This is a genomic window from Rhodopirellula sp. P2 (assembly GCF_028768465.1).
Taxonomy (GTDB): domain Bacteria; phylum Planctomycetota; class Planctomycetia; order Pirellulales; family Pirellulaceae; genus Rhodopirellula.
On record NZ_CP118225.1, the window covers coordinates 1,557,588 to 1,580,745 of the forward strand.

Genomic DNA, 23,158 nt, shown 5'->3' on the forward strand with positions numbered 1-23,158 from the left:
TTGTCGGATTTGAGTTGCCACGGCTATTCCTACTGAGACTTCGCTTTGTCACTTGTTGTCAGACTATTGTCCGATTTGATCGCGTTTCCGACGGTCAGTCATACCAGCAATCAGGCGATCACGGAGTGGGTGGGCGATCGTTTGCGAGCGCAAGGGTTCGAATGTGAGCAAACGCGGTACCTGGATGGCGACGGTGTCCCAAAATTCAATTTGGTTGCCAAGCGTCTGCCGGTCGACTCGCTGGGACAAGCTGGGGACTTGTCTGTGCCGTCCGGCGATCGGGCTGAAAACCAAACTGGACTGGCTTATTTTTGTCACACCGATGTCGTGCCGGCAGATCGGTGGGGCGGGCCGGGCGGAAACCCCTTCGCGGCGGTGGTGGAAGACGACCGTTTGTATGGTCGCGGTGCGTGTGACATGAAGGGGTCGTTGGCCGCGATGCTTGCTGTGGTGGATGGTTTGGACGTGTCGCAGCAATCCGCTCCGCTCTGGATCGTTTGCACTGCCGATGAGGAAACGGGGCTCCGAGGTGCCAAGGAGTTGGCGCAAAGCAGCCCGGCCTATCGCGACCTTGTGGCGCACGATCCAGTCGCGTTGATCGGCGAGCCAACCGAATTGCGGGTGGTCCACGCGCACAAAGGCATGGGCGGATTTCGCGTGGTCTCGCATGGGCGAGCCGCTCACAGCAGCACCAATCGAGGCGTCAATGCGAACGTGCTGATGATCCCCTTTCTGCAAACGATCCTCGAATTGCACGAACGAGCGCAGACGGACCCGATGTTGCGAGACGATCGATTCGACCCTCCGACACTGACGTTCAACTTCGGAATCAGCGACCACGCCGACGCCACCAACATCGTTCCGGATCGCAGCGAAGTGTGGGCCAATTGGCGGACGATGCCCAGCGTCGATGGCGGCTGTTTGATGTCCGATGCGAAAGCTGCTGCCGAGCAACTTGGGTTGCATTTTTTCGGCTACAAATCGATTGCACCGCTGGAAACTCGCACCGATGATCCGGCCCTGGTTCGAATGTGCGAGTTGGCCGTTCCTTATTGCGGGCGGGAAAAACCCGAAACGGTCTGTTATTCCACCGACGGCGCGGTGTTGGAAGAACTCAGTCACCGAATCGTTTGTGGGCCAGGCAGCATTGAGCAGGCGCACACGGTCGATGAATTCATCGAACTGAAATCGCTGGAAGATGGAGTCTTGCTGTTTCAGGATGCCGTTCAGGCCTTCGCGATGCGGTCTTGTTAGCTCACCAACCTGACCGACTGGTGGATGAGTCAGACGAAGAAGGAGTCGATCCCAGCGGCATCGAACGCGGATTCGTAGTGCTCGATGCGAGTCGGGCGTGGTTCATCGCCCGGCCACCAAACCGCGACCACGTCAAAGCGGCAGGCAACGCCAAGTAGCTTCTGACGTTTCAAGTACCGCAGGGCCGCGCGGGTGATGCGGGCTTGTTTGTTTTCGTCGACTCGGTCGGCCGGGTGACCCGGCCGTGTGGTGGAGAGCGTTTTGACTTCCACAAACACCATCAGCCGTGGACGTTTGCGAATCGCGATCAGGTCGATTTCACCAGCGCGATCGGATTCACTTTCGGCGATGACTTGCAGCCCTTTGCGTCGCAGCAACCGAGCGGCCACTTGCTCACCACGGCGACCGAGTGGGGCATCGTCATCAATCGCACCAAATCGCTGGTCGATGTACCACTCGTGCCAGCGCTGGGCATGCGAGGTGATCCAAGCGAGGGCTCGGGGGACGCGATCGGCGGCCAAGCGTCGGCCTCAGGGTTTGGGGACGTGGCGGTATTGACCGAAGTTCTTTTCCGCGATCCGCCGCATCCGACTTTCGCCTTCGCGGCTGTGGTAGCTGATCGTGTGAACGATGCTGATCGGGTCGGTGTCACCGAACAAGTTGGTCGACCGGTTCTCTTCGGTGAGCAAATCTTCAATGCCTTGTGGGAACTCGCCGTCGGACAGCAGGAAGATCACGTCGGGTTTGAGTTCCAACGCAAATCGCAGCGGCTCGTAGGGAGCTTTGCCGCGGTCCATCGACACTCGCATCGCCCAATTGCGAAGTTGTTGTTTGTTGTTGGCGGTGGCGTAAGCACTGCGTGATTCGGGGGCGGCAGACCCGGACAGCTGCATGTAGTCGCACTCGGCGTCAAAGAAAACAACGTAGAAACGTTGCTTTTCAGTGAGCATGTCAATCGATTGAAGCAGGGCGGATCGAGCCGAGGTGAAGGCGTCACCCATGCTGCCGGAGCTGTCGACGAGGTAGACAAAGTGGTTGCCGCCCCCTTCGACCCCGCAGAATTCCATCTGCGAGTTGGCGTCGGAACTCAGCTTTTGCATCGCTTGAGAAGCTGCGGACGAGGAGCTGGAAAGCGACGAGAGGTTCGAGGCGGCCGCAGCGACCGAGTCCATGGCGGTGGAGGTGATGTCCACGATTGGCATCTCACCCATCTCACTGACGTCGTACTGGGTTTCATCGGGCTGCGACGAAGTCGGCTCGGTGACCGGTTCGCTGCTTTCGATGGAAAAGGTTTCCATGGCGGTCTCTTCATTCTCGCTGGTCGCGGAAGCGGAGAACGCCATCTGGTCTTTGGGGCGAGCGTTGTTGAGAGTGAATGCGGCGAGGAGGAACAGCAGAACCAAGTGAACGATGGCGCTGGCGATCACCGCGACGGGTTGGCGACGACGACCGCTGGTGTCGGTTTCGCTGTCGTTCGCAACGACGCTTGGTAGCGGTTTGCTGGATGGGGGCGGTTCGTCGTCCGCTGAAAGGCGTTGGGCTGCGGAGGAAACAGGCGAGTCTTCCAGCAGGTCGAGTTTCGCAGTCGCGTCGGTTTCGATTGGGGCTTGATCGGTGGCCCCGTCTGAATCAGGAGCATCCGTCGGAGCGGGAGAGACGGCATCCGGCAAAGTTGCTTCGCCGAGGCGTCTCATCTTTGGCGCTCGCACCGAGACGCCATGACCTGGATCGTGTCGGGTGGTGACCTTCGCGAAGGAATCAAACGCTTCGCGAACTTCGTTCCACGACGAGAAGTGACCGGTTCGTTGAAGGCCCGCAGGATTCCAGTTGTGGTGCGATGCGGAGGGGGCTGGTTCAGTGACGCTGGGCCGATCAGCTGTCTCGCCCCGTTCAATCGATTCGAGTTCCGCTTCGATTTGGGAAGCGGTTGCTTCCAGTCGGGCGGCATTGGCTTCGAGTCGTGCCGCATGTGCCTCGTGGCGGACGCGAATCAATGCGGATTGCAGTTGTTGTTTCCGGTCACGCAACGCGTCGGCATGGTCCGGCGGCAGGTCGGAGGCGTGGTCGACGCGATTGGGATCGGGAGCGTTCATCAATCCGAGGGGAGCAGTCGGTTGAATTCACGCATCCATGCGGGGTGAGCGGGCCAAGCCGGTGCGGTCACCAGGTTGCCATCGACGTGGGCGGTGTCCATGCCTTCGCCGGGCGGCATGTAAGTGCCGCCGCCGATTTGAACTTCGGGTGCAACGGCGGGGTAGCAACTGCACTGGCGATTTTTCAGCACGCCGGCGGCGGCCAAAATTTGCGGTCCATGACAGACCGCGGCGATGGGTTTGTTCTGGTCCGCGAAATGGCGAACGATGTCGAGGACTTGCTCGTTCAGACGCAGGTACTCCGGTGCTCGGCCGCCGGGGATCACCAAGGCGTCGAAGGTTTCGGGGTTCAAACCGTCGAAGTCGGCGGTGATGGCGAACCGGTGGCCTGGTTTTTCGGTGTAGGTCTGGTGGCCTTCGAAGTCATGGATCGCGGTGGCCACGGAGTCGCCGGCGGATTTGCCGGGGCAGACGGTCGCCACCTCGTGCTCCAGCATCAGCAGCATCTGGTAGGGAACCATGGCTTCGTAATCTTCGACGAAGTCGCCGACGAGCATCAAAATTTTGGCCATTCTGGCTGGGAGCGGATACGAGGGAGTGGGATCGAGGCCGCCAAAAAGAGCCCGCGGGACGTGCGGAAGCTCACAGCCACGATGAAAGTCGCGAAAAACAGGGGGCGATTACGACGTTTGAATCGATCTTTCGGCCCCTTTTCTCGCCAGCCGAGTGTACCGGAAACGGTTCCAATTGGGAAATTCGCGGTCGCGGTGATCGTGGATTATGCTGAACGGTCTTCCGGATGGCTCCCGTTCTTTTCTGGTATCGCTGCAATGCACCGCTCTTCTCAATTCCGCCTCAGCCTTTCATTCACGCTGGTTGCCGCCTGCGCTTTGGGGGGGGCTGCTTCTGCACTTGCTGATCACGAACTGCTGGGCCCGGTTGAGACCCGCCAGCTTGGGTTGGAAGAGGTCTGGCGTCGCAGTCTGAGCGTTCCGGCTGGTCGTCAATCCATTGTCGATCAACAAATGGTGGTCCACGAAACGCAGAGTCATGTGTTTGTGGAGATCGTGCAAAAGTCGGGCAAATCCAAGCCTGTCGCAGCGGCTGCTGACGCCGAGTCCACTGAAAATGCGATCGACGAAAATGCCATCGTCTACGCCCGGTTTCAGGTCGACACCGATCTGACCAACCGGGGAGCCATCGACCAAGCGGAAGCAGAACGCTTGGGCCGGAATGAAATGCTTCGGTTGAAACGGCGTGGCATCGAAGCCAAGTCACGGACTCGGAAGGTGCCAATGATTCGGTTCTACACCTTGTCAGATGATGGGACCGTGGAATGCCGAGACGCTGAATCGGGGGATCTGATTTGGTTGCAACGGGTCGGATCCGAACGGCGTGGCTATGGCGGTTTGGGCGTCGATGAAGAGTTCGTCTCCGTCGTCAATGGTGGCGAGTTGATCAAACTGGATGTCAAAAATGGCCAAGTGTTCGGTACCACCGCACTGGAATATGTGCCACTGAGAGGCGTCGTGCATTGCAACGGGTTTGCGCTGGTGCCGTCGATTGGTGATCGGATTGTTTGTTATGGATTGGTGGATCCAACCCTGGATCCGTTCGCTGAGATCGTCGCGGGATCGTCCTCGGCGGTGCCAACGCATGCCGCGGATTCCAACAAAGTGGCTTGGGGAACCAGCCGAGGTTTTGTGTATGTGATGAAGATGGAAGGCGAACCCAACGTGCAATTTCGCTTGAACACGGATGGCATCGTCAGCGGTTCTCCCGCGGCCGCCTCGGGAGAACGGTTTTTCTTCGGCTCCGAATCCGGCCAGATCTACGGCATCAAAGCGACTCGGGAAGGGGAAGTGCTGTGGAGTCGGCCAACGGGCGAGCCGATTTATTCCAGCCCCATTTTCTATAATGAGAAGGTCTTGTACCCGACCATCTATGGCAACTTGATGTGCGTTTCGGCGAGCGACGGTTATTCGGTTTGGCCGCAGATGGTGCCGGGTGTGCAGGAGTTGCTCGGTGCGATTGATGGCAAGATCTACGCGCGCAGTTTGTCGGGCTCCCTGTTGGTGGTGTCAGCGGAAGACGGCAAGTTGCTCGGTCGTTTTCCCGGCATTCAGCCTGAGGCTTTGGTGGTCAATCGCTACTCCGATCGCCTGTACTTGGTCAACAATCGCGGCACGATGCAGTGCCTGCGACGCCCCGGTTCGGTCCTGCCAACGGTGATCAAGTCGACGGCTCCTGCTGAAACCGAAGAGGAAGCCGAGGTCCAGTTGGAGACGACGAAGCCAAAAGAGACCACGCCCGAGAACGCCGATCCATTTGGTGGGGGCGGTGGAGCGGATCCATTTGGAGGCGCGATGGAAGACCCCTTTGCTCCTGCGGGGGGGCAAGATCCTTTCGGCGACTTCTGATTTCGGCCCAGGATCGCTCTGGGAGGCCCTCTCCTGAATCGGAAACGTTTCCTCGCAGAGCCCACGCACGTGATCTAGCGCAAAGTCGTTCTTTTTGGTAGAATGCTGCCTGCTATTTGACGCTTTTTTTTGACGAGCAGGCGAGACCGCCTGCAGCGTCAAAAACCCCGCATTTGACGGCCTCCACGGGCCGCCCATTCATGAGCGATTCATCCTCGACTGACCCTGCTTCGAACGACCCATCCGAGGATCCAAACGTTGTGCCCGCTGGTGCGGTTTCCGGCGACGGGAATGCAGCCGAGGTGATCGCTGGTCCGCAAAAACCGGTGGAACGTGTTTCGACGGGACCGGCGGCGAACTCGGAGTACACCGACAAGGATTTGCTGCACCTGTCGGATCTCGAGCACGTCCGCGAACGTCCCGGGATGTACATCGGTGACACGACCGTCCGCGGTCTGCACCACTTGGTCTACGAAGTCGTCGACAACTCGATCGATGAAGCCATGGCTGGTTTCGCCAAATCGGTCAGCGTGATCGTTCACACCGATGGCAGTGTCACGGTGGAAGACGATGGTCGCGGGGTTCCCGTGACGCGGCACGATCAGTTGTCAGAAGAGCTGGATCGCGAGGTCAGCACGCTGGAGGGCGTGATGACGGTGCTGAAGTTCGGCGGCAAGTTCGAAAAGGGGGCGTACCAAACCTCCGGCGGTTTGCACGGCGTCGGTGTCACCGTGGTGAACTTCTTGAGCCAGTGGGCCGAGGTGGAAGTCAGCCGGGATGGGTCGACTTGGACTCAGGGGTACGAACGCGGCATTCCCACCGGTCCGATTCAGAAAGGTCGGCCGACGAAAAAGACGGGAACCAAGACCACGTTCAAAGCCGATGGGCAGATCTTCACGGTCACCAAGTACAACTTTGACACGCTGCAGAAACGACTGCAGGAACTTGCCTTCCTCAACAGTGGCGTTCGCATCAAATTCCTCGACGAGCGAAATGGCGAAGGCGGCGACTACCAGTATGACCGTGGGATCGTTGAGTTCGTGGAACACCTCAACCGTGCCAGCGACGTGTTGCACGGCGATGTGATTCAGTTCGTCGGTGAGAAAGAAGGTGTCGAGTACGACATGGCGCTGCAGTACAGCACCGAGTTCACGGAAACGGTTCAGTCGTACGTCAACAACATTCACACCATCGAAGGCGGAACGCACGTGTCCGGTTTTCGATCCGCTTTGACGCGGACGCTGAACAACTACGGCAAGAAAGAAGGCCTGTTCAAGAGCACCACGCCAACCGGCGATGACTTTCGTGAAGGTCTGACGGCGGTGATCAGCGTGCGGGTTCCTCATCCGCAGTTCGAAGGTCAAACCAAAACCAAGCTCGGCAATGGCGAAGTCGACGGCATCATCACCAGTGGTGTTGGCGAAGCGCTCAGCAAGTACCTGGAGGAGAATCCTCGAACGGCCAAGGCGATTGTTCGCAAAGGTTTGCTTGCCGCGGAAGCTCGCGAAGCAGCACGCAAGGCCAAGGATCAGCTGCGGAAACGAAAGGACGCCCTCGGTGGCGGTGGTTTGCCCGGCAAGCTTCGCGATTGCATTTCCAAGAAGATGGAAGAGTGCGAAGTTTACCTGGTCGAAGGTGATTCGGCCGGTGGGTCGGCCGAAGGCGGACGGATGCGAGAGTATCAAGCGATCCTGCCGCTTCGCGGTAAGATCATCAACGCCTACAAAAGCCGCGAAGACAAGGTGCTGGCCAACGAAGAAGTCCAGTCGATGATCCAAGCGATCGGGACTGGAATCGGTGCCGATCAGGATCTCACGCGACGCCGGTACAACAAAGTCATCATCATGACGGATGCCGACGTCGATGGCAGTCACATTCGCACGTTGTTGCTGTGTTTCTTCTATCGACAGATGTATCAATTGGTTGCCGCGGGGCACGTCTACGTGGCCCAGCCGCCTTTGTTCCGGGTCTCGCAAGGCAAGAGCCGTTACTACATCCAATCGGAAGAGGAGATGAAGGGCCAGTTGCTCGAACGCGGTTTGAACGACACGCGGTTTGAGACCGAAGACGGACGCAGCGCCGAAGGCGATACAATGCGAGCTCTCTGCGTTGCGCTCGCGTCGATGGAAGATGCGATTGTCGCCTTGGAACGACGTGGCGTCAGTCTGCGTGTTCACAGCGAACGATTCGATCCAGTCACCGGCAAGCTGCCTCCGTTCTTGTTGACGATCCTGGGGGAAGAGCACTGGTTCATGAAGCAAGCGGATGTGGAGACTTATCTGGCTGAAAACAATGCTTCCTTGGACATCGATCAGCCTGAAGAAGAGTTGAATGCCGATGGTGAGCCCGTGCCTGAGAGTCACGAACCAGAAAGGTTGGTCGCGCACTTGGCTGAGCTGCATGAGGTTCGGACGATCAACAGCGGTTTGAAGGACATGGAGCCGCTCGGGTTCGGGTTGCAGGATTTGATTCCAGCCGACCGAACCGGTTCCACCACGCCACGCTTCGAGCTCGTTCGCGGCGAAGATCTGCGGCGGCCGCTGGAAGACCTGCGAGAGCTGTTGCCGGAAGTGCGGGCGGCTGGTGAAAAGGGGTTGCAAGTGACCCGCTTTAAAGGGCTGGGCGAAATGAACGCGGAAGAGCTCCGCGAAACAACGCTCGATCCCGCCAACCGGACACTGGTGAAGGTCAATCTGACCGACGCGGGTGCGGCCGACGAAATGTTCCGTTTGTTGATGGGTGACAAAGTTGAACCCCGTCGCGAATTCATCGAAACCCACGCACTTGATGTGCGAAACTTGGACGTCTAGCACGATGGTCACACCGCCTCCCAGAGACAATCCCGAAGGTTCGGACATCGAAACTGCGGAGGCGTTGATTCAGAGCGTTGCCCAGGTCAAAGAGCAGGTCGGCCGAGTGGTGGTCGGTCAGAGCGAGGTGATTGAGCAATTGCTGATCGCGATTTTGGCACGCGGTCATTGTTTGCTGGAGGGTGTGCCGGGGTTAGCCAAGACGTTGATGGTTCGGACCTTGGCCAGTTCGATGAGTCTGGATTTTCGTCGCATTCAGTTCACGCCTGACCTGATGCCGGGCGATATCACCGGCACGGACATCATTCAAGAGGATCACGAAACCGGGCGTCGAGAGATGCTGTTTCGGCCCGGCCCCGTGTTCACGCAAATGTTGTTGGCCGACGAGATCAACCGGACGCCGCCCAAGACTCAGGCGGCGCTGTTGGAGGCCATGCAGGAGCACGAGGTCACAGCGGGCGGCAAAACCTATGCTCTCAAAGAACCCTTCTTTGTGCTCGCGACGCAAAACCCGATCGAGCAGGAGGGGACTTACCCGCTTCCAGAGGCTCAGCGGGATCGGTTCTTGTTTCATGTCGTCGTTGGCTATCCCTCTCGCGATCAAGAGTCCGAGATCGTTGAGCGAACCACATCGGGTGATCTGGCGGATGTTCAGCCTGTCGTTAGCGGTGAAGACATTTGCAAGTTTCAATCCGTTGTCCGCCGGGTTCCCTTGCCGGAGCACGTCAAGAACTGGGTGATCGACGCTGTTCGGGCGGCACGCCCCAGCGAGCCCGACGCAAAGGGTTGGGTGAAAGAGTGGATCCAGTGGGGGCCTGGTCCACGCGCCAGTCAGCAGTTGGTGCTGGCTTCCAAGGCACGTGCGTTGTTGCACGGTCGCACACATGTGACGCTTGAAGACGCACAGGCGCTCGCGTTGCCAGTGTTGCGTCACCGAATTGTGCCAACTTTTGCCGCCGAAGCGGATGGGATCGCGGTCGCGGATTTGGTCGAGCGTTTGGTGGCCGAACAGAGCGCCGGTGCGGCATCTGTGCTTTAAGCAGCTAGGCAGGAATGAGGGGGGTGAATCCCGTGATCCGCTTGCGTACCTGCTTCACATCGTCCATCAGAGGGTCAATGGTGACGGCTTTTCGACTCAGTCCTCAACAACGTTTCAACGCGTAGGATGGGCACTCTTGCCCGTCAGGGTCGGCCAAGACTACCAATCACAACCCGACGCGTGAGCGAGGGACGCCCCAAACTCCCACGACGGCCCCCTCCCTCGCGTACGCCTGAACGGCGTCGCTCGACCTCCCCCAAAACTTCGTTTCGGGAGAGGTTCTCAAATGCTGAACCCACCTAAAACGCGGCCTCGATCAACGGCACGACCTCTGACGGGCAAGAGTGCCCACTCTCCATGCGTGAAAGCGTCGTTGACGACTCAATCGACAAGCCGTCGCGCTGCGGGTTGTGAATTTCGCTCAGCTCTCAGCTCGCGCCGCACGGCGGTAGCTTCCCAGCACGTGTGTGTGATGCGTCGCGGATTTCAGGTGTTCGATCGCTTTGGCAACGGCGGGATCCTCGCGATGGCCTGGGAATTCGACGACAAAGAAGTACTCGTTTGGTGTGCCCGGCTGAGGAAATGATTCGATCCAGGTCAGGTTGAGCTCATGTTGCTTGAAGATCCCCATTGCGTCGGCCAGTGTGCCGGGCTGGTGGGCGACCTGGAACAAGAGGGTTGTTTTGTCGTTTCCAGTGGCGGCGGGTTGGTCGTGTCCGAGGACCGCAAAGCGGGTGATGTTGTCACGATTGTCTTCGATGTTTGCGCCGATGACCCGCAGTCCGTGCCGGCGTCCGGCCGCTTCGCTGGCGATCGCGGCGACTCCGGGCTGAGTGACAGCCAATTTGGCGGCGGCAGCCGTCGAGCTGCATTCGATCAGCTTGGCGTTGGGCAAATGATTGGCCAGCCAGACGCGGCACTGTGAGATTGCCTGCGGTTTACTGTGGACTTCGGTGATTGCGTCACGATCGCACATCGCCAGCAGTTGGTGGTGAATGGCGAGTTGGACTTCGCCGGTGATCGAGACTTTGCCTTTGGAGAGCCGGCCAAAGGTGTCGACCACGCGGCCATCGGTGCTGTTCTCAATCGGGGCGATTCCGCCAGCGCAGTCGCCTCGCTCAACCGCGTCAAAGACCGCGCCGATGGATGGGACAGGCAACAGATTGGCTGCCTCACCAAAGTAAGCCAGTGCTGCGAGATGGCTGTAGCTGTCTGGTGGTCCAAGGAAGGCGAAGTTGCCAGAGCGGGTGGCGCGCCAGCAGGCGGAGGCGACGTGCCGCAGGACACTGCGTTGATCCTCGGGGCAGACCGTGGCATTCCCAGTAACTTCGTTCGCTTCATTTTGGTTGACGAGGCGGTCGATCGACGCCAGGGTGCCGGCCCAATCGGATTCGGCGTTTGACGCTGATTTGTGGGCCATCACCCGGCAGCGTTCACGCAGCAGTTCCAGAATTTGGGTGTCGATGGATTCGATTGTGTCGCGTGGTTCAGGTGAGCTCATGGGATCTGTCTTTCGAGCGTGTGCGAAAGGTGACTGCCGTTTTGGCAAGGCAGCATTGTGGCACAGAGCACGGATTTAGGAGGGCTGCCAAAACGGAAGGAAATGTTTTTTTTACAGCGGGCAAGTCGGTTTTTCGTCGGCGAAACAGGTGTTTTTCAAGTGTTGTCGTTTTGGCAAGTGAGGCGTGTGGAGGTGTCTGGCACAGATCTTGCCATATCTGACGATCGAACCAAAAGGCTGACGAAATGGACCGCCCAGGTGCCGCGGTCGGCCCGGCGAAACCCAGACTCATATCATTTGACACCCACTCACCCGCTCGGACACAGGAGTTCACGCATCATGGCACAAGGCGAAAAAATCATCGGCATCGACCTCGGGACCACCAACAGCGTGGTCGCGATCATGGAGGGCAGCGAGCCCAAAGTGATTCCCAACGCGGAGGGAAACCGGCTGACTCCGAGTGTGGTCGCGTTCACTGACAAGCAAGAAACCATCGTCGGCGAACCTGCTCGACGTCAAGCCGTCACCAACCCGAAACGCACCGTTTACTCGGCCAAACGTTTCATGGGGCGTCGTCACAATGAAGTTCAGTCGGAAGAAAAGATGGTGCCTTACGGCGTCACCGGCGGGCCTGGCGATTACGTCAAGATTCAGGTTGGCGACAGTGAATACACGCCACAGGAAATCTCCGCCAAGATCCTTCGCAAGTTGAAGGAATCAGCGGAGTCCTACTTGGGACACAAAGTCAACAAGGCGGTCATCACCGTTCCTGCTTACTTCAACGACGCCCAGCGACAAGCGACCAAGGACGCTGGCCAAATCGCCGGTTTGGAAGTCGCTCGGATCATCAACGAGCCAACCGCTGCTGCACTGGCATACGGTTTGGACAAGAAGAAGGATGAAAGCATCATCGTCTTCGACTTGGGCGGTGGTACGTTCGATGTCTCCGTTCTAGAAGTTGCCGACAGTGGTGACGAAGATCAAGAGAGTCGCGTGTTCCAAGTGATCAGCACATCGGGTGACACTCACCTCGGTGGGGATGACTTCGACGAAGCGTTGATCAACTACGTCGCCAGCGAATTCCAAAAGGAAAACGCGATCGATCTTCGCAACGATGCCATGGCTTTGCAGCGGTTGCAGGAAGCTTGCGAAAAGGCCAAGAAAGAGCTCAGCACATTGCCTGAGACCGACATCAACTTGCCCTTCATCACGATGGATGCCTCGGGACCGAAGCACCTGACGATGAAGATCACTCGATCCAAGTTTGAAGAGTTGATCGATGCGTTGGTGGAACGTTGCCGCGGTCCAGTTCTGCAAGCGTTGAAAGACGCTGGCATGGACCCCAAGGACATTGACGAAGTCGTGTTGGTCGGTGGTAGCACACGTGTGCCCAAGGTTCGCGAAGTTGTCAAAAGCATCTTCGGGAAAGACCCTCACCAAGGCGTCAACCCTGACGAAGTGGTTGCGGTGGGTGCCGCGATCCAGGGCAGTGTTTTGGCCGGTGACCGCAACGATGTGTTGCTGCTCGACGTGACCCCCCTGACGCTCGGGATCGAAACCGAAGGTGGCGTGATGACCGCCTTGGTCGAACGCAACACCACGATCCCAGCCGAGAAGAAGAACGTCTTCAGCACAGCGGCTGACAATCAAACGGCAGTGACCGTTCGCGTTTTCCAAGGGGAACGCAAGATGGCCAATGCCAACCGGTTGCTGGCTGAGTTCAACCTGGAAGACATTCCCGCCTCCCCGCGTGGCGTGCCGCAAATCGAAGTGAAGTTTGACATCGATCAAAACGGCATTCTGAGCGTTTCGGCCAAGGAATTGAAAACAGGGAAGGAGGCCAACGTCGAAATCAAAGACAGTGGCGCGTTGTCTGACAGTGACATCGAGCAAATGCAGAAGGACGCGGAAGCCAATGCTGAAGAAGACAAACGGCAGTTCGAATTGGTGGAAGCACGCAACAAGGTCAATCAGCAGGTCTACCAACTTGAGAAGTTGATGGGCGAGAACGATGACAAGTTGTCCGATGATGACAAGGCTCCAATGAACGCTGCGATTGAGAAGGTCAAGAAAGCCGCTGAAGGCGATGACTTGGCTGAGATCAAGGCTGCCTCAGACGAACTGGAAGCTGCCTCGCAAGCATTCAGCAAGGTCTTGTACGAAAAGACGGATGCCGCTGGCGAAGCGGGAGCGGATGCGGCGGGTGCCGCTGGCGCAACTGCGGGCGGTGGCGATGACGACGACGCGATCGACGCGGAGTTCGAAGTCAAAGAGTGACCCAACCGATGTGAGTCGGATGGTTCCATCCTTTCGGCTCGCACGTTTTTGATAACGGCGAGTCTCGCTCGGCTGCATCGCAGCCGAGCGGGCGCTCGCTTTTTTTATGTCTGTTCATTTTGTCCTTGGCGATGCCGTTCGGCGCGGGAATTGTATTGCTGGTCCTCTCGATTGATTCCGCGTCCCACCCCCTTGTCCCACCCTCCTACTCTGCCTGGAGATTCTGATGGCCTTTCGAATCGACAAACTCACAACTCAAGCTCAAAACGTGGTCGCTGAGGCGCAAGCCCAGGCCACTTCCGCCGGCAATGCCGAGATTGATCCACTGCATGTTCTTTCCGCAGCGGTGAACCAGCGAGATGGAATCACAACGCCATTGCTGGAAAAGATCAACGTGGACGTTTCCAAACTGAAGTCGTTGCTGGTGAGCGAATTGGAAAAGCTTCCCAACGCATCCGGCATGGGCCAGGCACGTGTGTCGGCGAAACTGCAAGCGGCGCTCGAAGCCTCGGCGACTTCCGCTGAATCGTTGAAGGACGAGTACGTCAGCACCGAGCATCTGCTCGTCGGTTTGGCTCGCACCGACAACAAGGCCAAGAACCTGTTGTCGTTGTTGGGCGTTTCGGAAAACGATCTGCTCACAGCGATGAGCCAGATTCGTGGTTCGGCTCGTGTGACAGATCCCAACGCGGAATCGACGTATCAAGCCCTTGAGAAATTCGGCATCGACCTGACCCAGTTGGCTCAGAGTGGCAAGTTGGACCCTGTCATTGGACGCGACAACGAGATCCGTCGTGTGATTCAGGTTCTCTCGCGTCGCACCAAGAACAACCCTGTGCTGATTGGCCAACCGGGCGTGGGGAAAACGGCGATCGCAGAAGGATTGGCCCTCCGCATCTTTGAAGGCGATGTGCCGCAAAGCTTGAAAGGCAAGAAGGTGGTTTCCCTGGACATGGGGTCCTTGGTCGCCGGAGCCAAGTTCCGCGGTGACTTCGAAGAACGATTGAAATCGGTGCTTCGAGAAGTCAAGGATTCCGATGGCAAGGTGATTCTGTTCATCGACGAATTGCACTTGGTCGTCGGTGCTGGCAATGCCGAAGGTTCAGCCGACGCAGCAAACTTGCTCAAGCCCGAGTTGGCACGCGGAGCGCTGCGTTGTATCGGTGCCACGACGTTGGATGAGTATCGACAGCACATCGAAAAGGACGCCGCGCTGGAGCGGCGGTTCCAGCCTGTGTTTGTGGGCGAGCCCAATGTGGAAGACACCGTCGCGATTCTGCGAGGGCTGAAGCCTCGTTATGAATCGCACCACGGTGTTCGGATCACAGACAGTGCGTTGGTTGCCGCCGCCAATCTATCGGATCGTTACATCGCGGATCGATTCCTGCCGGACAAAGCGATCGACTTGATCGACGAAGCCGCCAGTCGTTTGGCGATGGAGAAGGAAAGTGTGCCTGAACCGATCGATCGTTTGCAGCGACGCCTTCGCCAATTGGAACTGGTTCACCGTCAGTTGGTGGACGAGCAAGAGGCTTCTGCGGTCGAAAAACGCGTCGATGTGGAAGCAGAGATGGAAGCCGCCAAGGCGGAGTTGGCCAGTTTGAAAGAACAGTGGGAAACCGAGAAGATGGGCTTGGACGATGTCCAGTCCGTTCGCCAAGAAGTCGATCAGTTGCAGCATCGTTTTGCGCAGTTGGATGCGGAAGCCAAAGAGAAGCAACTCCGAGGTGAGAGTCCCGAAGACGCCTACAGTGAGATGTTGCAGGTGCAGTCGCGGCTTCGTGAGTTGCAGGCTCGAATTGATGAGGCTGAAAAACGCGATGAGTCAGCGCAAGAAGAAAGCGACGGTCCTGTGGACGAAAAACGTCGTCTGCTTCGCAAGGAGGTGACAGAGGAAGAGATCGCTGAGGTTGTCAGCACGTGGACCGGCGTTCCCGTCACTCGCATGATGGAAACCGAGCGGGCCAAGTTGTTGGTGATGGAAGAGCGATTGCATCAACGTGTGGTTGGCCAGGATGAAGCGGTCACCGCCGTGTCGGACGCGGTCCGTCGCAGTCGCAGTGGTTTGCAAGACCCCAATCGTCCGATTGGATCGTTCCTGTTCTTGGGCCCCACTGGTGTCGGGAAAACGGAGCTTTGCAAGGCGTTGGCAGAAGTCATGTTCGATGACGATTCCGCAATGGTTCGGATCGACATGAGTGAGTTCATGGAACGGCACAGTGTCTCTCGTTTGATCGGTGCCCCTCCCGGTTATGTTGGCTACGAAGAGGGTGGCAAATTGACCGAGGCTGTGCGGCGGCGTCCGTACGCGGTGATCTTGCTCGATGAGATGGAGAAGGCTCACCCGGACGTCTTCAATATCTTGTTGCAGGTGCTCGACGATGGACGACTGACGGACGGGCAAGGCCGAACGGTGAACTTCACCAACACGGTGGTTGTGATGACCAGCAATGTTGGCAGCCAAGTGATCCAACGGGTCACGGAGGAAGGCGGCGGCGAAGACGAAATGCGTGCGGCGGTCGAGGAAGCCTTGAAGGCCAGGTTCTTGCCGGAGTTCCTCAACCGGATCGACGACACGGTGATCTTTCATCCGTTGCAACAAACACAAATTCGACGGATTGTGGAGTTGCAACTCGAGGAGCTTCGGACGCGACTGGCAGCCAACAGTTTGTCGGTCGAGATTTCGGAAGCCGCGATCGATCAGATCGCGGAAGTGGGATACGACCCCGCCTATGGCGCACGCCCTCTCAAGCGTGTGATCCAGCGCGAGATCCAAAACCCGCTTGCATCCGCGATCTTGAAGAACAGTTATCCGGAGGGGACGGTGATCAAGATCGATCACAATGGCGACGGATTTGTGTTCTCGAGCTGAGTCGCTGCAGGAGGGCCACAGGGGCCGGTTTCGATCGGCCCCGTTCGCATGGCTAGCAAAGCGGGCTGAATTGTTGCCTGGGCAGGGTGGATTTGTTGTTTCGCGTCCCGAGTCCTGCGACAATCACGGGGCCGATGGTCCGTCGAATGTCCAGTCAACGCTCCCATGAGATCTTGGGGCGGGGACCGGAGCAGTTTGGACATTGGTTGTTGAGTTTCGTTACGATGAGCTCACTTTGTCCCCCGTCCTCATGAGAGATTGTCCCTGATGTTGCAACGTTTTGCCTTGCTGTTGACGCTGGTTTGCGCTTCTTCCGTGGTTGTTTCCGCCGCGGAACAGCCCGCATTTGATGCTGAAAAATCGAAGCTCTCTTTCACTGGTTCCAAGCCGGATGGCAAGCATGATGGTGGCTTCAAGAAGTTCACCGCTGATGTGACTTTGAATGTGGAGGAACCCAACAAGGGCTCGCTCAAGATTGAAATCGATGCGACGAGTCTTTGGTCCGACGCTGACAAGCTGACCAATCACCTGAAGAATCCTGACTTCTTTGACGTTCGGAAATACCCCAAAATCACGTTCGAATCGACCAAGATTGAGCATGACCCTTCTCAAGACAAAGTGAACATTGTCGGGAAGCTGACCATGCTCGGCAAAACGGTCGAAGTCACGATTCCTTCGATGCCAAAGCTGACCGAAGACATGTTGGTCTTGGCCGCGAACTTTGACATTGATCGAACCAAGTGGGGCATGAACTACGGCAAGGGCAAGATTGACGACAAGGTTGCCATTCAAGCTCTCTTGGTCTTCAAGCGATAAGACCGTGGAAATACAAATTCTACTTTGGTGTGTGATAACGCCAGCGATCTTGTCGCTGGCGTTTGTTGTAGGTGCTTGGGCAATTCTGCGATCCGAGTCGAGCGTTTGGACGCGACCGCTGCCAGCCGTGCTCGCTGCAACGGGTTGGTTTGTCGCGGTCAGTGCCTGCATGTATGCAAGGCAAGAACTGGATTGGTCGGCCCTCGAGGCTTGGCAAATCGTGTTGGCGCCGGTCTTCGTTTCGTCGCTGCTGCTTGCGGGGTGTTCTTGGGTACCTGCAAAAGATCCATCCATCGACGCCAAGAATCACTTTGGAACGTGGTGGTTGATCGCGGGATTGGGATCGGTCGCCACGGCGATGTGGACCATGCCAACTGGTGATGGGTGGACCGATATGTTGCCACTTCATCGTCCTTGGATGGCATCTGTTGCCGGGGCCACCTTGATCAATATTTGGTCGTTGGATCGAATGCGACGAAGTGGTGCAGCGACATGGGTTCTGTGGGTTGCTTTGTCTGGCTTGGTCGCACCCACGTTGTTGGCCGCCAGTGCTTACGGTGGACTAGCGGAGTGGATGGTGAGCGCTCTGGTGGCGACGTTGGTCGTTGCCATCGCAGCGACATGGTCGCCGGATTTGCATCTCGAGCGGATGTTTCCCGCGGTTCTGTTGTTGGCGGCGAGCACCACAGCGACCGGTCGCTTTTACACCTATGAAGAGCATCCCGCTTGGCTCTACGGATTGATCCTGCTGTTGCCGACGTGCGTCTCGATCCCGGACGTTTGGCTGCAGGGCAAATCGACGTTCCTTCGTGTCTGCACTGCCGCCTTGATCGCGGTCATCCTGCTCGGCGTCATTGGATGGTTCTTGCTTGGCGACACGATGTTTGGAGAGCCAACGGAGGACTGGTGAGCGGAGCGGCGCAGGGGAGCGTCTGGGCAAGTGCTAAGACAAGTCACCAGCTTTACGAGGTTATCCGTGATGCCAGCGACTCGGGAAATTGCTTGCGGTTTGACTTTTGCCTGTGCTACAATGTAACACAGGCCGCAAAACGGAGGAAATGATGCGAAAAACCATGTCCCTATCGCTGACGCCCGAACAATCATCGTTTGTCGAGTCGTGTGTTGGTACTGGCCGATTTCAGTCGGCAAGTGAAGTCGTTCGTGCTGGTCTTCGACTGCTCGCGGATCAAGAAGCGATCAGGCTTGCTGAGCTAGAGGCGGTTAAAAATCTGGTTCAAGCTGGAGCCGATTCCATTGATCGTGGTGAACTGCTTGACTCGACTGAATTCTTCACGTCTCTTCGCGAAAAGTACTCGGCTTCGGGCGGCTAAGCCATTGGCATGGAAATTCAACTTTCGAAGGCTGCCGCGAACGACATTCGGGAAATTGAAACGTACACGCTGTCGAAGTTTGGCGCGTCGCAAACGCTCGACTTTCTAGGAAAGCTCGAAGACGCTCTGACGCTCATCTCGACGCAGTCGGCAATGGGAACGCTTCGTCCAGAATTTGACCCGCCAAATCACCAGTTTCGCTATCAAGCTATTTTGAGAAGCTTTGTCGTGGTTTACGAGGAGCATGAAGGTCGTCTTCGCGTGGCTCGGATCATCCACGGATCTCGCAACCTGCTTTCGGAGCTTTTGCGCGAATGCGGTGATGGAACGGAATGAGTTTTGGCACTCAGTTCAACAACAACAGCAGTCGCTCGTTTCCGCTACGGCAACTGCCTGAAATCCCATGCAGGATTTTTGTGTCGATCCGAAGCTCGTTACCATTTGCAAAGTGAGTTGACGTAGGCAGAGCCTCCGTCTCGGTTCCAGCCATCGAGCTGGCTGGGTTCTTTGAGCTGCTGGCCACGTCGCATGGGAGTCACGATGAATCGGCTGTCGATGTCTGGGAGCGTCGTCATGTCGCCCCATAGTTTTTCGAACTGTGCGACCGGGAACACGTCTTCCTGTGCATGGCCCCAGCGTTTCTTGACTTCTTTGAGCGTGATGTAGGTTGGCAAGCGAGCGGCCATTTGGCGGACCGCAGAGTCAACTGCGGACGCATCGTTCAGTGAATTTCGATCCAAGCCAAAGGAGTCCAGCAGGGCGTCGATGTCGATCCAGGTCGTCATCGAGTTGTAGAACTTCAGCCCAAACTCGATTCGTTCGTCGGGCATCGCGAGTCCTTCGACCAATCGAGGCCGACCTGCGACGAGGGCCAGTCCGCCGCCGCGATCTTCCAGGCGGCGCGGGATGACTTCGTAGCTGAGGGTGGCTCCGGACTCGATGTGCAAGCCGAACAGTGCCGGGTCCACGTTGGCACCCAAAGTGTCGATGTTGTGCAACATCAGATACCGAAGCGACGGTTGATCACGCAGCATCTGCGAGAGCACGCCATTGCGGAAAAGGTTGGGGATTTCGTACCAGTGACCGACCGGGTGCACGCACTGTGCGGCGACGTTGTCGGTGTAGTCGGAGCCTTCTCCGGTTTGCTGCGCCCAGTTCGCAATCGCGGATCGGGCGCTTTCACGCATCTTTTGTTGTTGTTGGTCGAGAACCTGTTGAGCGGTTTCTTCCCACAGGAAGTGCAGGTCTCGAACCATGGGGACCATTCGCAACCCGACGCTGCGCCCACTGGAGACATGCACCGGGCCGTTGTGGCCGTAGTTCTGGGTGCGATCCAAGACGGTGCGGATCGCTTCGTCTGTCATCCAGCTGGTCGTGATGACGTGGGGGATGACGCCGCCGTGCTGAGCGGTGGTGGCACGGTTCTTCGCCAAGTGAATTTCGAGGAAGCTTCGGTGCTTTCCCGCCAACCGGTGGAAGGGATGCAGGGCTTTGCAAACCCCTGCGCCCTGTGTCCAGCGACTGCCAACACCAGCCGCCAGCGTGATGACGCCGACTTGCCCGTCCGCGATGGCTTGGGAGCCAAGCTTGGCCAAGCGATCATCCACGCCATCGCGAGTGTCAGTGACGTGGGCTGGTGTGACATCGGTGATTTTGAGATCGCGAGAGAGTCGGTTGGCGGCCAAGCCAAACTTTCCGGCTCGCATGTCGGCCCGGATCTGCTCGTGTTGAGCCCGGTCAAAGCCGCTCCGTTTCAGGATTGCGGCAAGCGAATCAGCATTCGTTGGCGGAGCATCGTTCTTTTCGTTTTCGGCTTGGCTGTTCGATGGCAGAACGCTTCGAAGCAGCAACGCTGCATTGGCCTCGTGATCGCTTGGATCGCTGCAGCGTCGTGAGATGCCCGCAAGTTCTTCGCGGGTTTGAGGGGATAGCTCACGCAGTGGTTTGCGAAGCCACTTGGGCATCATCAAGGCGTAGTACTTTTGCGGCAGGCCCGCAGATTGGGGCGGCAGTAATTCTGCGAATGTGCCGTGGTCGTTGATCTGAAAGTCGTAGACAACCGGATCCATGGCGAACGGCAGCGCGGTTTCCAATTCCCGTTTGACCGTCACCATCTCTTGGCTGAGCCAATCCTGGGCGGCTTGTTTGATGCTGGGGTCAAAGATGAATCCCATGCCGCCGCCGGACATGCCGCCCAGCATCCAGAATCCCCAGAATTGATCACCATATTGCTGACGGCAACGCTGGATCATCACGTCGGTGAATCGGTTGGTCGCCCAGGGGATGATGGTCTGCAGAGGGCCTTCGAAGTTCTTGGTCGTCAGTGATCCGAGACGACGGATGTCACCTTGTTGCAGTGCATCGACCACCTCGTCGTAGATCGTCATTGCTTCTTGACGGCCGATCCATTGGTCGCGGCCACGAACGAGGTAGTGCTCGGTGACCATCTCGAGGATTGGGCCGACGTTCTGAGCCATGCCGCCGTGCACGACGACCAACGAGTCCTGCAGTTTTTGGCGAGCTTCGGTGCTGATGTGGTCTTCGCCGAGGACCTCGTGGTCGGGCATCAGACGCCCGCGGCTGATACCCAATTCAGGGTCGCCTTCGCCTGCCACTTGCCCACAGATGAGTTTGATGCCAGGCCACACGCCGCCGGAATCTTGCCAACCACCACCGCTGCCGCCGATCCATTCACCCAGAATCGCGCGGGCGGCGATCAAACGCCGATCGGTTTCCGTCAGCACACCTTCGAGCGACTGGATTTGACCGGTTGCTCGCATCAGGTTGCTGATCAGCGAACCGAGCAGGTTGGTTGACACCGCGAGTCGTGAGCCTTTGGGGATGTCATTGATTTTGGAAACCAGTTCCAGCCCTTTGCCGCGGCCGACCACTCGTTCAAGCAGTGAGGCCATGTCGGATCCGCAGCCTTCCAAGCCCGGAGGGACGACACCGGCGGCGATCACGGCGGCTTTGAGCAGTCCCAGGTAGTCCCTGGCGAAATCGAACATCTCGGCGACCGTCGTGACTTCGACACTGGCGTTGAGGTCAACGCTGACCAATCGAAACACCGGTTGATCAATCACTCGCAAGTAAGTTTCGATTGGCGGTCGTACCTTTTCGTCCCGCCCGCGAACACCGAGGTCGACGGAAACGTTGATGACTCGGGCGCCTTCGGGGTAGTCCATTCCCAGAAAGAAGATGTCGCTCCAGGCGGAATGCGAGACATCCATTCGCACGGCGGTGGTTTCTTTCAAGACCGGCGAAAGGTGCGGGCTGTCTTGGGTCGGCAACAGTTCCTTGCGGATTCGCAGCGGATGCTCGGCAACATGCCCCAAACGGAACATCCATTGGTTGCCGCGAACCGTGCGGACACTGTGGCGGACTTGATCGGCGAGTGTTTGGAAACCCAGTTCGTGATACGCCGCCGCGAGTGCGCTGGCCAAGGAGTCGCTGGGGCCGTCGGCGGATTGAACCTCGAGGAACTCGTCGATGGCTTCTTGGAAACGTCGGCCGAGCAAGTGTTCGTAGCCTTCGAACGGGATGCTTCCGGAGACCGATTGATCGAGACGCGGTGGCAGGTGATAGCGATAGATCGCGGACAAAAAGAACAACGCTCGAACGCGTTGGTACAAGTTTTCTTCTTGGCGACGAAAACGATCGAGCTGATCGATGTGTTGGAGGAGGTCGTTGAGCGTGGCGTCCTCGATCAGTGATTCCAGCGAGCGATCTCGCAGTTCAGCTTGATCGGTCGTGATGGTTTCAATCAGCGAATTCAGGGAGCGAAGTTCCGGCATCAGTTGGATCCTTCTGGTGTCGATGATTCCGCCGAAGGCTTGGACGCCGGCGCGACGGGCGACTCCGTTCGTGTGGCCAACAGTTCGACCAATTCGGTTAGCAGGAGATCTCGGTCACGTCCCGACAAGCCGATTGCCAACTGGGCGATCAGGACGCCGTACTGTTCGCCAATGTTGTAGCGGCGACCTTGCAGTTGATACGCGAGGTACTTTCCGCGGTGAGGGAGTTTGGCGGCCGCGTCGGAAAGTGATGGGCGTTCCATGCACTTGTCAGCCACGACTTCATGCAGGCATTCCATGACCGCAGGAGTCAGAACGTGCATGCCGAAGTAGCCGAGGTAGTATCCGCTTCGCAGGCCCGGCGTGATCAGCGATTGCTCGGCGAGCGTTGGGGTCGGTTTTTCGACGACAGTGCGAACGTCATACAGGCCATCGAAGCGCGGCACGCTGGCTCCACCGACAATGCCAAAGTACGGCAGGCGATGTTCGCGTGTGGATTGGACCGCGGACACCGGGCAAGCGTGTTGCTCGGCCATCTGAATCAATTGAGCGGCACAACTTCTCGACGTTGCGGACAGATACAGGTGGTCGCTCACCAGGTGCAGGAACGCGTCGTCGCCGCAAAATGATTCGGCTTGCAGGATGGCATCGGCATAGCCGAGGGGGTGTTCTTGATGAACAAAGTGCAGGTTGCCGAGGGAACCACCGGCGGCCTTTCGGTAGTTGTCCTCGTCACCGGGTTGGATCACGACGCAGATCTCTTCCACACCCGCCGAAAGAGTTTCTTCGACGATCAATTGGAGTGCCGTTTTCTCTTCGCCCGAACCGTCCACCAAGCGTTGCAGCGGGAGGGTGTTCTGGTTGGGGGCTGCGGCGGTGATGACCGCTTTTCGAACTCGCATGGGTCGGTCTTGCAGAAAAGGAAAAGGCCTTGGTTGGGTGCTTCGACCC

Annotated in this window: 16 protein-coding genes; 10 read left to right on the forward strand and 6 right to left on the reverse strand. The window is 57.8% G+C overall.

Annotation, left to right across the window (positions count from 1 at the left end):
• Nucleotides 1-66: 66 nt before the first annotated feature.
• Complete coding sequence (locus PSR62_RS05435) at nucleotides 67-1,254, forward strand: M20 family metallopeptidase (RefSeq protein ID WP_274406799.1); 1,188 nt, start codon at nucleotides 67-69, stop codon at nucleotides 1,252-1,254.
• 29 nt (nucleotides 1,255-1,283) lie between these two features.
• Here PSR62_RS05435 and PSR62_RS05440 read toward each other — a convergent pair whose 3' ends face one another.
• From PSR62_RS05440 to PSR62_RS05450, 3 genes are read right to left on the reverse strand one after another with little or no spacing between them, the layout of a single operon-like run.
• A complete protein-coding gene (locus PSR62_RS05440) occupies nucleotides 1,284-1,775 on the reverse strand; it encodes a YraN family protein (protein ID WP_274406800.1) in 492 nt (163 codons plus the stop codon).
• 9 nt (nucleotides 1,776-1,784) lie between these two features.
• Nucleotides 1,785-3,347, reverse strand: a complete 1,563-nt coding sequence (locus tag PSR62_RS05445) for a vWA domain-containing protein (RefSeq protein WP_274406801.1) — start codon at nucleotides 3,345-3,347, stop codon at nucleotides 1,785-1,787.
• On the reverse strand, nucleotides 3,347-3,919 hold the full coding sequence (locus PSR62_RS05450) for a DJ-1/PfpI family protein (protein ID WP_047817385.1): 573 nt from the start codon (nucleotides 3,917-3,919) through the stop codon (nucleotides 3,347-3,349). Before PSR62_RS05450 ends, PSR62_RS05445 begins: the two co-directional genes overlap by 1 nt.
• Nucleotides 3,920-4,177: 258 nt before the next feature.
• Here PSR62_RS05450 and PSR62_RS05455 point away from each other — a divergent pair, with 258 nt between their 5' ends.
• The 3 genes from PSR62_RS05455 to PSR62_RS05465 all read left to right on the forward strand — a co-directional run bounded on the left by PSR62_RS05455 (nucleotide 4,178) and on the right by PSR62_RS05465 (nucleotide 9,616).
• Nucleotides 4,178-5,767 (forward strand): outer membrane protein assembly factor BamB family protein, encoded by a 1,590-nt coding sequence (locus PSR62_RS05455; protein ID WP_274406802.1) that lies wholly within the window; start codon nucleotides 4,178-4,180, stop codon nucleotides 5,765-5,767.
• Nucleotides 5,768-5,967: 200 nt separating this feature from the next.
• On the forward strand, nucleotides 5,968-8,577 hold the full coding sequence (locus PSR62_RS05460; protein ID WP_274406803.1) for a DNA gyrase subunit B: 2,610 nt from the start codon (nucleotides 5,968-5,970) through the stop codon (nucleotides 8,575-8,577).
• A gap of 4 nt (nucleotides 8,578-8,581) precedes the next feature.
• A complete protein-coding gene (locus PSR62_RS05465) occupies nucleotides 8,582-9,616 on the forward strand; it encodes an AAA family ATPase (protein WP_274408171.1) in 1,035 nt (344 codons plus the stop codon).
• A 421-nt stretch (nucleotides 9,617-10,037) separates the two neighbouring features.
• Here PSR62_RS05465 and pheA read toward each other — a convergent pair whose 3' ends face one another.
• Complete coding sequence (gene pheA, locus PSR62_RS05470) at nucleotides 10,038-11,117, reverse strand: prephenate dehydratase (RefSeq protein WP_274406804.1); 1,080 nt, start codon at nucleotides 11,115-11,117, stop codon at nucleotides 10,038-10,040.
• A gap of 339 nt (nucleotides 11,118-11,456) precedes the next feature.
• On the opposite strand from pheA, the gene dnaK reads away from it, so the two are divergent.
• From dnaK to PSR62_RS05500, 6 genes are all read left to right on the forward strand, one after another.
• Nucleotides 11,457-13,394, forward strand: coding sequence for a molecular chaperone DnaK (gene dnaK / locus PSR62_RS05475; RefSeq protein WP_274406805.1), 1,938 nt, complete (start codon nucleotides 11,457-11,459; stop codon nucleotides 13,392-13,394).
• 226 nt (nucleotides 13,395-13,620) lie between these two features.
• Nucleotides 13,621-16,266: an ATP-dependent chaperone ClpB gene (gene clpB / locus PSR62_RS05480; protein ID WP_274406806.1), complete on the forward strand. Its 2,646-nt coding sequence runs from the start codon at nucleotides 13,621-13,623 to the stop codon at nucleotides 16,264-16,266.
• A 267-nt stretch (nucleotides 16,267-16,533) separates the two neighbouring features.
• Nucleotides 16,534-17,082: a YceI family protein gene (locus PSR62_RS05485; RefSeq protein ID WP_274406807.1), complete on the forward strand. Its 549-nt coding sequence runs from the start codon at nucleotides 16,534-16,536 to the stop codon at nucleotides 17,080-17,082.
• 127 nt (nucleotides 17,083-17,209) lie between these two features.
• Nucleotides 17,210-17,992, forward strand: a complete 783-nt coding sequence (locus PSR62_RS05490) for a hypothetical protein (protein WP_274406808.1) — start codon at nucleotides 17,210-17,212, stop codon at nucleotides 17,990-17,992.
• 163 nt (nucleotides 17,993-18,155) lie between these two features.
• Nucleotides 18,156-18,413 (forward strand): type II toxin-antitoxin system ParD family antitoxin, encoded by a 258-nt coding sequence (locus PSR62_RS05495; RefSeq protein WP_274406809.1) that lies wholly within the window; start codon nucleotides 18,156-18,158, stop codon nucleotides 18,411-18,413.
• A gap of 9 nt (nucleotides 18,414-18,422) precedes the next feature.
• Complete coding sequence (locus PSR62_RS05500) at nucleotides 18,423-18,749, forward strand: type II toxin-antitoxin system RelE/ParE family toxin (RefSeq protein ID WP_274406810.1); 327 nt, start codon at nucleotides 18,423-18,425, stop codon at nucleotides 18,747-18,749.
• Nucleotides 18,750-18,847: 98 nt separating this feature from the next.
• On the opposite strand, the gene PSR62_RS05505 is transcribed toward PSR62_RS05500, so the two are convergent.
• Nucleotides 18,848-22,207 (reverse strand): UTP--glucose-1-phosphate uridylyltransferase, encoded by a 3,360-nt coding sequence (locus tag PSR62_RS05505; protein WP_274406811.1) that lies wholly within the window; start codon nucleotides 22,205-22,207, stop codon nucleotides 18,848-18,850.
• Entirely contained in the window at nucleotides 22,207-23,109 is a 903-nt protein-coding gene (locus tag PSR62_RS05510) for a sugar phosphate nucleotidyltransferase (protein ID WP_274406812.1), read from the reverse strand. The genes PSR62_RS05505 and PSR62_RS05510 overlap by 1 nt, the downstream gene beginning before the upstream one ends.
• Nucleotides 23,110-23,158: the final 49 nt, after the last annotated feature.